Origin of the sequence: Rhizorhabdus wittichii (assembly GCF_017607425.1) — a bacterium.
Classification (GTDB): Bacteria; Pseudomonadota; Alphaproteobacteria; order Sphingomonadales; family Sphingomonadaceae; genus Rhizorhabdus; species Rhizorhabdus wittichii.
This window is the reverse complement of the sequence record NZ_CP059319.1, coordinates 5,328,972-5,340,188: the sequence shown is the minus strand read 5'-3', so window position 1 is coordinate 5,340,188 and position 11,217 is coordinate 5,328,972. Positions and strand designations below refer to the sequence as shown.

The following is an 11,217-nucleotide window of genomic DNA, read 5'->3' as shown; positions in this document are numbered from 1 at the left end:
AATGGACCTTTCTGGCAGCAGCGAAGTGAGCGCGAGCGACGTGGCGACAACGATGGATTCCCCGGCGAAGGACGCCAAGGCGGCGAAGCCCGCGGCCGCGCCCGAGGCGGAAGCCAAGGCCGCCGCCCCGGCCAAGGCCCGCGTGTCGACCGGCAGCACGGAGATTCGCCCGCAGCTCTACCCGATCGAGGTGGACCATAGCCGCGACGCGCTGCTCACCGACTTCGGCAAGGAGACGCTGACCGACCGCTACCTGCTGCCGGGCGAGAGCTACCAGGATTTGTTCGTCCGCGTCGCATCGGCCTATGCCGACGACCAGCCGCACGCGCAGCGCCTCTACGACTATATCTCGAAGCTGTGGTTCATGCCGGCCACCCCGGTGCTGTCGAACGGCGGCACGGGCCGCGGCCTGCCGATCAGCTGCTATCTCAACTCGGTCGACGACAGCCTGGAGGGCATCGTCAACACCTGGAACGAGAATGTCTGGCTGGCCTCGCGCGGCGGCGGCATCGGCACCTACTGGGGCTCGGTGCGCGGCATCGGCGAGCCGGTCGGCCTCAACGGCAAGACCTCGGGCATCATCCCTTTCGTCCGCGTGATGGACTCGCTGACCCTCGCGATCAGCCAGGGCTCGCTGCGCCGCGGCTCGGCCGCCGTCTATCTCGACGTCTCGCACCCGGAGATCGAGGAGTTCCTCGAGATCCGCAAGCCTTCGGGCGACTTCAACCGCAAGGCGCTCAACCTGCACCATGGCGTGCTGCTGACCGACGCCTTCATGGAAGCGGTCCGCGACGGCGCCGAATGGGATCTGGTCAGCCCGAAGGACGGATCGAAGCGCAGCTCGGTCGACGCCCGCGCGCTGTTCCAGAAGCTGGTCGAGACCCGCCTCGCCACCGGTGAGCCCTATATCGTGTTCAACGACACGGTGAACCGGATGATGCCGAAGCATCATCGCGACGTCGGGCTCAAGGTGTCGACCTCGAACCTCTGCTCGGAGATCACCCTGCCGACCGGGCGCGACCAGCACGGCATGGACCGCACCGCGGTCTGCTGCCTGAGCTCGCTCAACCTCGAGACCTGGGACGAGTGGAACGGCGACAAGCGCTTCATCGAGGACGTGATGCGCTTCCTCGACAATGTGCTGCAGGACTATATCGACCGCGCGCCGGACGAGATGGCGCGCGCCAAGTACAGCGCCAGCCGCGAGCGTTCGGTGGGCCTGGGCGTGATGGGCTTCCACAGCTTCCTCCAGGCGCGCGGCCTGCCCTTCGAGGGCGCGATGGCGAAGAGCTGGAACCTGCGCATCTTCAAGCATATCGCCGCCGCCGCCGCCGAGGCCTCGATGCTGCTGGCCAGCGAGCGCGGGCCGTGCCCCGACGCCGCCGACCTGGGCGTGATGGAGCGCTTCAGCTGCAAGATGGCGATCGCGCCGACCGCGTCGATCTCGATCATCTGCGGCGGCACCAGCGCCTGCATCGAGCCGATCCCGGCCAACATCTACACCCACAAGACGCTGTCGGGCAGCTTCTCGATCAAGAATCCCTATCTGCAGAAGCTGCTCGCCGAGAAGTCGAAGGACAGCGACGCGGTGTGGAACTCGATCCTCGAAAAGGGCGGATCGGTCCAGCATCTCGACTTCCTGACCCAGGACGAGAAGGACGTGTACAAGACCAGCTTCGAGATCGACCAGCGCTGGCTGATCGAACTCGCGGCGGACCGCACGCCCTATATCGACCAGGCGCAGTCGCTGAACCTGTTCATCCCGGCCGACGTCGAGAAGTGGGACCTGCTGATGCTCCACTTCCGCGCCTGGGAGCTGGGCATCAAGTCGCTCTACTATCTCCGCTCCAAGTCGGTGCAGCGCGCCGGCTTCGCGGGCGGGGTCGAGGCGGACAACACCCCCGACCTCAAGCAGATCGAGCTTGAGACCAAGGATTATGACGAATGCCTGGCCTGCCAATAGGCGGACGGAACTGAACGAGGGTTCGGGACGGCCGCGTGAGACGATCACGCGGCCGTTTCGTTTCGCCCCCCCGATCTCCTCATACGTCACCCCAGCGCAGGCTGGGGTCCATGTCTCTCATCCGCCAGATGGCCATCGGGGAGAGAACAGACATGGATGCCAGCCTTCAGCCTTTGGCTGAAGTTTATCCCGAGCGCCTGCCTTGCAGGCAGTCGAGGGGCTGGCATGACGGAGAGGGCACCCCACAGACATAGCGATGGTGTGTGATGTGCAGCCGGACACACAAGCTCTTGTGGAAAACCTCGGAAAAACATTTGTCGGCGAGTCCGGCTTGGCATAGGATGGGCGACGCGCTTCGACGGCAGGGGACTTGGCCTGCGAAGTGGTTGAATCACGGGACGGAAATCCCGATCTACAGGGTGGAGCGATCGGATGTCGCATGCTTCCGAACCGGTGGGCCGGGACTGATCGATGGATGTTTCGGTGCCCCTGATCATCGCCGTCGCGTCGGCGCTCGTCGGCCTGCTCTGCCTGTGGCTGCTGCTGGTCGCGCTGGTCCGGCTGCGCAAGGTGAGGAAAGGCACGGGCGGGTTCACCGACACGCCGGCCGACCTCAAGAGTTTCGCGCTCAGGCAGGGCCTGAGCACCGTCGTCATGTTCGCGCTCGCCGCGTTTATCGTCTTCTATAGCTGAAAGGTCGTCCCATGCCGCTTCTCCAGGCCAGCCGCACCTACAAGCCCTTCGAATATCCGTGGGCGTTCGAATATTGGAAGCGGCAGCAGCAGCTCCACTGGCTGCCCGAGGAAGTGCCGCTGGGCGAGGACTGCCGCGACTGGGCGCAGAAGCTCACCGACCATGAGCGCAACCTGCTGACGCAGATCTTCCGCTTCTTCACCCAGGCCGACGTCGAGGTGCAGGATTGCTACCACGACAAGTACGGCCGCGTGTTCAAGCCGACCGAGATCAAGATGATGCTGACCGCCTTCTCCAACATGGAGACGGTCCACATCGCGGCCTACAGCCACCTGCTCGACACGATCGGCATGCCGGAGACCGAGTATAGCGCCTTCCTCCAGTACAAGGAGATGAAGGACAAGCACGACTATCTGTCGACCTTCGGCGTCGACACCGACGAGGATATCGCCCGCACCCTGGCGATGTTCGGCGGCTTCACCGAGGGGCTCCAGCTCTTCGCCAGCTTCGCGATGCTGATGAACTTCCCGCGCTTCAACAAGATGAAGGGCATGGGGCAGATCGTCACCTGGTCGATCCGCGACGAGACGTTGCACTGCGAGGGCATCGTCCGCCTGTTCCACGCCTTCGTGAAGGAGCGCGACTGCCTGACCGCGTCGGTCAAGGACGACATCCTCGACATGTGCCAGAAGACGGTGCGGATCGAGGACGCCTTCATCGACCTGGTGTTCGAGATGGGCCCGGTCAACGGCATGACGCCCAAGGACATCAAGAAATATGTCCGCTACATCGCCGACTGGCGGCTGGGGCAGCTGGGCCTCAAGCCGATCTACATGATCGAGGACCATCCCCTGCCCTGGCTGGCGCCGCTGCTCAACGGCGTCGAGCACGCCAATTTCTTCGAGACCCGCGCGACCGAATATTCGAAGGCCGCGACCAAGGGCCAGTGGAGCGACGTCTGGGACGCCTTCGACAGCCGCATGAAGGCCAAGAACGCCGCCGCCGCCAATGAGGACAATGCCGACGGCGGGCTGTTCGGCCATGCCGGAGTGGCGGCGGAGTAAGCCGCCCACTCGATCCTGAGGGGATAGAAGAAAGCCCGGCTCCTTCGAGCCGGGCTTTTTCATTATGGCCGTCATTCCGGCGAAAGCCGGAATCTCACTTCTCTTTGTTTTTCGCTCCACGGAAGCGCGAAAAGGCAGGGGGATCCCGGCTTTCGCCGGGATGACGGAGAGTCATCCCTCCTCCCGATCGGCCCGGAGCTGCTGCGACAGCCGGTCGAGGCGCTGGTGCAGCACCGACTCCTCGTTCGCGGTCAGGCGGTTGCCCGAGCGGCGCATATTGGCCTCGTCGCGGCGGATCGAGGCAAGCTCGGCCTGGGCGCGGCGGGCTTCGCTCTTGCTGATCAGGCCGCGGGCGCGCTGGCGATCGATGCGCTGCTCGATCCGGGCGGCGCGGGTGGCGACATCCATGTTGCGGGCGGCGATGTTGACCGGCCCCTGCGAGACCCAGCGGCCGCGCGCGTCATAATAGCCGGTGGTCTGGCCGCGCACCCAGCGGCCGTTCGCGTCATAATGGCCGGGCGCGCTGCGCGCCTCCCAATAGCCGACCGGATCGCCGCCGCGGCTGCCCGGGACCCAGCGGCCATTGGCGTCGTAGCTGCCCGAGGTCGGCCCCGCGACCCAGCGGCCGCGCGTGTCGTAATAGCCGGGCGCGTTCGCCTGCACCCACTGACCGTCGGCGGCGTAATAGCCGCTCACCCCCACCGGCACCCAGCGGCCGTCGCGGTCGCGATAGCCCGAATATTGGGCGTCGCCGTCGAACGCGACCCAGCGGTCGTTGCGGTCGTAATAGCCGTTGGGCGGGCCATCGACCCAGCGATTGCCCCGGTCGTAATAGCCGCGCGGCGCGCGGTCGCCGATCCGGTTGGCGTGCCAGCGGCCGCTCTCGTCATAATAGCCGTAGGCGACCTCGCACTTGTTGTCCTTGGCAAGCTGGTTGCCGGCGACGCCGCCCGCCACGCCGCCGACGATCGTGCCGACCTCCTTGTGGCGGCCGCCGTCGATGACCCGGCCGAGGATCGCGCCGATGCCCGCGCCCGCGATGGTCGCGACGGTGCGGCCGGTATTGTCCTGCTTGCAGACGGTCTCGGCCCCCGCCGCCTGGGCGCCACCCAGCGCGATGACGGCCGTTGCGATCATCAACCTGTACATGTCACTCTCCCGAAACAATCCCTACCAAGAACCCTCGGGTGGAGAGGCGGTTCCCGCGACAGGGCCGGGGAAATTCAGGATCGGCGCGCTTGACGGCCGATGCGGTCGTGACGATGAAGGAACAAAGGAGTTGCGCCGATGCGTCCATTCGTCCTCGCCGCCCTGATCGCCTCCGGCGCCGCGCTGCCGGCCGGCCCCGCCCTCGCCGTCGACATCCCCGCCGCCGATGCCGAGCATGAGGGCGCGCGGATGACGCGGCTGCCCGACGACTGGCTCGACAAGGACATCGCCGCCGATCCGGAGGCCGAGAAGGCCGACATGCGCGAGGCCGAGTCCGAACGCTGGGAAGAACGCGGCCGGGCCGACGGCGATGCGGACGCGCCCGTCGCCGGGATCGACTGCCCCAAGCCAAGCGGCACGACCGGGGCGATCCTGGGCGCGGTCGCGGGCGGGCTGCTCGGCAACGTCGTCGACGGCGGCCGCCACCGTGCGCTCGGCACGATCGTCGGCGCGGGCGGCGGCGCCCTGCTCGGCCGCGAGGTGGAGCAGCGCTCGGCCAAGTGCAAATAGGGACAGCCCTCGCACCCGAGGGATAGATTCCTGATTTCAGGCGTTTTTCCGTCGACCGCCCACCTGTCCGCCGCATGAACCCGTCGTAGTTTTCGGTTCATGCAACCTTGTCGCGCGCCTGTCGTTCTGCCCCCGTCCTATTTTCGGACGGGAGACATGACATGCGTAAGTTCATCCTGGCCGCAGCGCTGATCGCCACCGCCGTCCCGACGGTCGCGATGGCCGATCCGCCACCCTGGGCGCCCGCGCATGGGCGGCGCGATCATGACTGGCGCGAGAACCGCCGCTACGACTGGAACCGGCCCGATCCGCGCTACGGCAACCGCTATGACGCGTCGCGCTATTATCGCGACGGCCGCTACTACAAGGAGCGCCGGCTGAGCCGCAACGACCGCATCTATCGCGGCAATGACGGCCGCTATTATTGCCGCCGTTCGGACGGCACCACCGGCCTGATCATCGGCGCGGTCGGCGGCGGCCTGCTCGGCAACGCGCTCGACAACGGCCGCTCGTCGACCCTGGGCACGATCCTCGGCGCGGGCGCCGGCGCGCTGCTCGGCCGCTCGATCGACCGCGGCGACATGAAGTGCCGTTGAACACCTAAGGCCGTCACCCCGGCGGAGGCCGGGGTCTCGGGAGAGGCGCGATTCGCTTCTCTCATGAGATGCCGGCCTCCGCCGGCATGACGATCAGAGCTCAGTACCAGTTGCGTAACGCTTGACCCTGCCCCTCCGTCGCGCCAATCCGGCGCGACGAGAGGGGATTTTCATGGCAGACAGCGAAGCCAGGCCGTCGACCCGCCGCATCCTGCTGGCGAGCCTGACCGGCACGTCGGTCGAGTTCTACGATTTCTACATCTTCGCGACCGCGGCTTCGCTGGTGTTCGGACCGCTCTTCTTCGGCGGCTTCGCGCACCAGACCCAGCTCATCTGGTCCTACACGCTGCTCGGCCTCGCCTTCCTGTCGCGGCCGCTCGGCGCCTGGGCGTTCGGCCATTTCGGCGACCGGATCGGCCGCAAGTCGACCCTCGTCGCGTCGCTGATGGTGATGGGCCTGTCGACGCTGCTGATCGCCTTCCTGCCCTCCTATGAGACCGCCGGCTGGCTCGGCGCCTTCCTGCTCGCGCTGCTGCGCTTCGGGCAGGGCTTCGGCCTTGGCGGCGAATGGGGCGGCGCGGCGCTGCTCGCGGTCGAGAACGCCCCGCCGGGCAAGCGCGCCCGCTACGGCATGTTCCCGCAACTGGGCGCCCCGGTCGGCTTCATCGCGGCCAATGGGCTGTTCATGCTGCTCGGCCTGGCGATGACCCAGCAACAGTTCATGGACTGGGGCTGGCGCCTGCCCTTCCTCGGATCGGCGGTGCTGGTCGGGGTCGGCCTGTGGGTGCGGCTCAAGCTCACCGAGACCGCCGCGTTCAAGGCTGCCATGGCCGAGGCCGAACCCGCCAAGGTGCCGATCGCCGAGCTGTTCCGCGACCATCTCGTCCCGACCATCGCCGGCACCTTCGCGGCGATCGCCTGCTTCGCGACCTATTATCTCGCGACCGCCTTCGCGCTCGGCTACGCGACCAGCAATCTCGGCATCGCCAAGGAGACCTTCCTCGGCGTCCAGCTCGTCTCGATCCTGTTCATGGCGGGCGGCATCCTGCTCGCCGGCTGGTGGGCCGACATGAGGAGCCCGCGCTACGTCCTCATCGCCGGCTGCGTCGGCACGATCGCGACCGGGCTGCTGATGGGGCCGATGCTGCTGAGCGCCGACCTGACGATCATCGCGCTGTGGCTGATGCTCGCGCTGTTCATGATGGGCTTCGTCTATGGTCCGCTCGGCGCCTTCCTGCCGTCGCTCTTCCCGCCGCGGGTGCGCTATACGGGCGCGTCGATGACCTTCAACATCGCCGGCATCCTCGGCGCCGCGCCGGTGCCGGCGGTCGCGCAATATCTCACCGACCATGGCGGCCTCGGCTATGTCGGCTATTATCTGAGCGGGTCGGCGATCGTCAGCCTCGCCGCGCTCTGGTGGACTCGCCACCACGACGCTAAGGTCCATTGATGTTCTTCGGCTTCCTCGACGAGCTCCGCGCCGCCGGCATCCCCGCCAGCCTCAAGGAGCATCTGACCCTGCTCGAGGCGATGGACCGCGACGTGATCGGCTGGTCGCCCGAGGAATTCTATTATCTCGCCCGCGCCACCTATGTGAAGGACGAGGGCCTGCTCGACCGCTTCGACCGGGTGTTCGGCAAGGTGTTCCGCGGCGTGCTCGACCAGGCCGGCGAGGGGCATGAGATCCCGGAGGACTGGCTGAAGGCGATCGCCCAGAAATTCCTGAGCCCCGAGGAGATGGCCAGGATCGAGGCGCTCGGCTCCTGGGACGAGATCATGGAGACGCTCAAGAAGCGGCTCGAGGAGCAGCAGGGCAAGCACCAGGGCGGCAACAAGTGGATCGGCACCGGAGGCACGTCGCCCTTCGGCAATTCGGGCTATAATCCCGAAGGCGTGCGGATCGGCGGGCAGAGCGTCCACAAGCGCGCGATCAAGGTGTGGGAGAAGCGCGAGTATAAGAATCTCGACAACGACGTCGAGCTGGGCACCCGCAACATCAAGGTGGCGCTGCGCCGCCTGCGCCGCTTCGCGCGCGAGGGGGCGGCGGACGAGCTCGACCTCGACGGCACGATCGACGGCACCGCGCGGCGCGGCTTCCTCGACATCCACATGCGACCGGAGCGGCGCAACGCGGTCAAGCTGCTGCTCTTCCTCGACATCGGCGGATCGATGGACCCGCACGTCAAGCTGTGCGAGGAGCTGTTCTCGGCCGCGACCGCCGAGTTCAAGCATCTCGAATTCTTCTACTTCCACAACTGCATCTACGAAGGCGTGTGGAAGGACAATCGCCGCCGCTTCCAGGAGCGCACGCCGACCTGGGACATCCTCCACAAATATGGCCACGACTATAAGCTGGTGATCGTCGGCGACGCGTCGATGAGCCCCTATGAGATCGCCCAGCCGGGCGGATCGGTCGAGCATTTCAACGAGGAGGCGGGCGAGGTCTGGCTGAAGCGGATGCTCAACGTCTACGCCTCTGCGGTGTGGCTGAACCCGACGCCCGAGGCCTATTGGATGCACACCCAGTCGACCCGCATGATCCGCGAGATCATGCACAACCGCATGTTCGGCCTGACCCTGTCCGGGCTGGAGGACGCGATGCGGAGCCTGGCGCGGAAGAAATAGATCGAAGCGCCCCCCCATCACGTCACCCCGGCGGAGGCCGGGGTCTCGGGAGATGAGGCGAGCCGCGACTCTCCTGAGATGCCGGCCTCCGCCGGCATGACGGCTTGGAATCAGGGCCGGTGCGTCACCCCGCCCGTCAGCGGCTCCGCCACCCCGGTCGTCCCCGGGAAGCTGATCGCCTGCCCTTTCAGCGAGCGCACCGCCATATAGGCGAAGCCCTCCGCCTCGGTCGCGTCGCCGTTCCAGCCGAGCGCCTCGATCGGCTCGGGGGTTATTTTTGTAGCGGTCGCTATCATTTTCATCAGGGTCGGATTGTGCCGCCCGCCACCCGCGACGATCAGCCGGCGGGGCGGCGCCGGCAGGTGGCGCAGCGCGAGCGCCACCGTCTCGGCGGTGAAGGCGGTCAGGGTCGCGGCGCCGTCGGCGGCGGAGAGGCCGCGCGCGGGCTGGATGGTGAAGTCGGCGCGGTCGAGCGACTTGGGCGGCAGCGCGTCGAACCAGTCATTGTCGAGCATCGCCCCGAGCACCGCGCGATCGACAGTGCCGCGCGCGGCGAAGGCGCCGTGCGCGTCATAGGGCGATCCGGTCTCCTGCAGCATCCAGTCGTCGATCAGGCCGTTGGCCGGGCCGGTGTCGAAGGCGATCAGCTCGCCCTCGCCCGCGCCCAGCCAGGTGATGTTGGCGACCCCGCCGAGGTTGAGCACCGCGACCGGCCCCTCCATCCCGGCGGTCAGCGCGCGGTGATAGACCGGCAGCAGCGGCGCCCCCTGCCCGCCCGCGGCGACGTCGGCCGAGCGCAGGTCGTTGACCACCCTGATGCCGAGCGCACGCGCCATCGCGGCGCCGTCGCCGATCTGCCAGGTCCAGCCGCGATCGGGGCGGTGGGCGATCGTCTGCCCGTGGAAGCCGATCACGTCGACCTGCCCCGCCTCGACCCGCGCCGCCGCCAGGAGCTGCCGCACCGCCGCGACGTGGCGATCGGTCAGCATCGCCTCGGCCGCGGCGATCTTCGGGCTCGGGCGCGGCGCGTCGAAGCTCAGCGCCAGCGCCGCCGCCTCGCGCAACTGCTCGCGCGCCTGGGCGGCATAGGGATCGGAGCGGAAGGCGATCGGCCGGATATGCCCCGCCCCGTCGGTCTCGATCAGCGCGGCATCGATCCCGTCGAGCGACGTGCCCGACATCAGCCCCACGGCCAGCATCTTCGTCATGCGCCATTCTTTCGGCGCGATCGCACGCGAGCACAAGGAAGAACATGACGATGGGGCTCCGCCATGCTAACGGCCCGCGCGCTATGACCGAATATAAATCCGACCTCCTGCGCCTGCTCGACGAGCGGGGTTACATCCATCAGGTGACCGACGGCGCCGCGCTCGACGCGCTCGCGCTGTCTTCGGTGATTCCGGGCTATATCGGCTTCGATCCGACCGCGCCGTCGCTGCACGTCGGCAGCCTGGTGCAGATCATGCTGCTGCGCCGCCTGCAACAGGCGGGGCACAAGCCGATCGTGCTGATGGGCGGCGGCACCGGCAAGATCGGCGATCCGAGCTTCAAGGACGAGGCCCGCAAGCTGATGACGACCGAGACGATCGCGGCCAACGTCGCCTCGATCAAGCGGATCTTCGAACGCTTCCTGACCTTCGGGGACGGGCCCAGCGACGCGGTGATGGTCGACAATGCCGACTGGCTCGACACGCTGGAGTACATCCCCTTCCTGCGCGAGGTGGGCCAGCATTTCTCGATCAACCGGATGCTGAGCTTCGACTCGGTGAAGCTGCGCCTCGACCGCGAGCAGTCGCTGAGCTTCCTCGAATTCAACTACATGATCCTGCAAGCCTACGACTTCATGGAGCTGGCCAAGCGCCGCCAATGCCGGCTGCAGATGGGCGGATCGGACCAGTGGGGCAACATCGTCAACGGCATCGAGCTGTCGCGGCGGATGCTGGGCACCGAGGTGTTCGGCGTGACCACCCCGCTGATCACCACCGCCGACGGCGGCAAGATGGGCAAGACCATGTCGGGCGCGGTGTGGCTCAACGAGGAGTCGCTGCCGGCCTATGATTATTGGCAGTTCTGGCGGAACAGCCACGACAAGGACGTCGGCCGCTTCCTGCGCCTGTTCACCGACCTGCCGCTCGACGAGATCGCCCGGCTGGAGGCGCTGGAGGGCCAGGAGATCAACCAGGCCAAGATCGTCCTCGCCAACGAGGCGACCGCGATGTGCCGGGGCGCGGACGCCGCCGCCGCCGCTGCCGAGACCGCGCGACGGACCTTCGAGGAAGGCCAGGCGGGCGGCGACCTGCCGACGCTGGCGGTGCCCGAGGGCGGCATCTCGCTGATCGACGCGCTGGTCGGGCTGGGCTTCGCCGCGTCGAAGGGCGAGGCCAAGCGCAAGCTGGCCGAAGGCGCGGTCCGCGTCGACGGCGAGCCCGAGAAGGACGACCGCCGCGTCGAGATCGGCGCGACCGCGCTCAAGATCAGCCTCGGCAAGAAGAAGCACGGGCTGCTGACCCACTGATCCCCCCGTCATGCTGAACTCGTTTCAGCATCCACCGGGAGG

General features: G+C 67.4%; 10 protein-coding genes. 8 read left to right on the top strand and 2 right to left on the bottom strand.

Annotation, left to right across the window (positions count from 1 at the left end):
- Position 1 precedes the first annotated feature (1 nt).
- The 3 genes from HRJ34_RS25410 (at position 2) to HRJ34_RS25400 (ending at position 3,720) form a co-directional block, all read left to right on the top strand.
- Positions 2-1,963 (top strand): ribonucleoside-diphosphate reductase subunit alpha, encoded by a 1,962-nt coding sequence (locus HRJ34_RS25410; protein WP_016746053.1) that lies wholly within the window; start codon positions 2-4, stop codon positions 1,961-1,963.
- Between the two features lie 483 nt (positions 1,964-2,446).
- A complete protein-coding gene (locus HRJ34_RS25405) occupies positions 2,447-2,656 on the top strand; it encodes a hypothetical protein (protein ID WP_226948655.1) in 210 nt (69 codons plus the stop codon).
- An 11-nt stretch (positions 2,657-2,667) separates the two neighbouring features.
- Entirely contained in the window at positions 2,668-3,720 is a 1,053-nt protein-coding gene (locus tag HRJ34_RS25400) for a ribonucleotide-diphosphate reductase subunit beta (protein ID WP_011952347.1), read from the top strand.
- A gap of 171 nt (positions 3,721-3,891) precedes the next feature.
- Here HRJ34_RS25400 and HRJ34_RS25395 read toward each other — a convergent pair whose 3' ends face one another.
- Positions 3,892-4,869, bottom strand: coding sequence for a glycine zipper 2TM domain-containing protein (locus HRJ34_RS25395; protein ID WP_029548817.1), 978 nt, complete (start codon positions 4,867-4,869; stop codon positions 3,892-3,894).
- A 138-nt stretch (positions 4,870-5,007) separates the two neighbouring features.
- On the opposite strand from HRJ34_RS25395, the gene HRJ34_RS25390 reads away from it, so the two are divergent.
- The 4 genes from HRJ34_RS25390 to HRJ34_RS25375 all read left to right on the top strand — a co-directional run bounded on the left by HRJ34_RS25390 (position 5,008) and on the right by HRJ34_RS25375 (position 8,660).
- On the top strand, positions 5,008-5,439 hold the full coding sequence (locus HRJ34_RS25390; protein ID WP_208632810.1) for a glycine zipper 2TM domain-containing protein: 432 nt from the start codon (positions 5,008-5,010) through the stop codon (positions 5,437-5,439).
- 161 nt (positions 5,440-5,600) lie between these two features.
- Positions 5,601-6,035 (top strand): glycine zipper 2TM domain-containing protein, encoded by a 435-nt coding sequence (locus HRJ34_RS25385; RefSeq protein ID WP_011952350.1) that lies wholly within the window; start codon positions 5,601-5,603, stop codon positions 6,033-6,035.
- 172 nt (positions 6,036-6,207) lie between these two features.
- A complete protein-coding gene (locus tag HRJ34_RS25380) occupies positions 6,208-7,485 on the top strand; it encodes an MFS transporter (RefSeq protein ID WP_208632809.1) in 1,278 nt (425 codons plus the stop codon).
- On the top strand, positions 7,485-8,660 hold the full coding sequence (locus tag HRJ34_RS25375; protein ID WP_016746049.1) for a vWA domain-containing protein: 1,176 nt from the start codon (positions 7,485-7,487) through the stop codon (positions 8,658-8,660). The genes HRJ34_RS25380 and HRJ34_RS25375 overlap by 1 nt, the downstream gene beginning before the upstream one ends.
- Positions 8,661-8,770: 110 nt before the next feature.
- Here HRJ34_RS25375 and HRJ34_RS25370 read toward each other — a convergent pair whose 3' ends face one another.
- The gene (locus tag HRJ34_RS25370; protein WP_208632808.1) at positions 8,771-9,868 is read right to left on the bottom strand and encodes an anhydro-N-acetylmuramic acid kinase; all 1,098 of its coding nucleotides are present in this window, start codon (positions 9,866-9,868) and stop codon (positions 8,771-8,773) included.
- 83 nt (positions 9,869-9,951) lie between these two features.
- Between HRJ34_RS25370 and tyrS the strand changes: the two genes are divergently transcribed.
- Complete coding sequence (gene tyrS, locus HRJ34_RS25365) at positions 9,952-11,175, top strand: tyrosine--tRNA ligase (RefSeq protein ID WP_208632807.1); 1,224 nt, start codon at positions 9,952-9,954, stop codon at positions 11,173-11,175.
- Positions 11,176-11,217 lie beyond the last annotated feature (42 nt).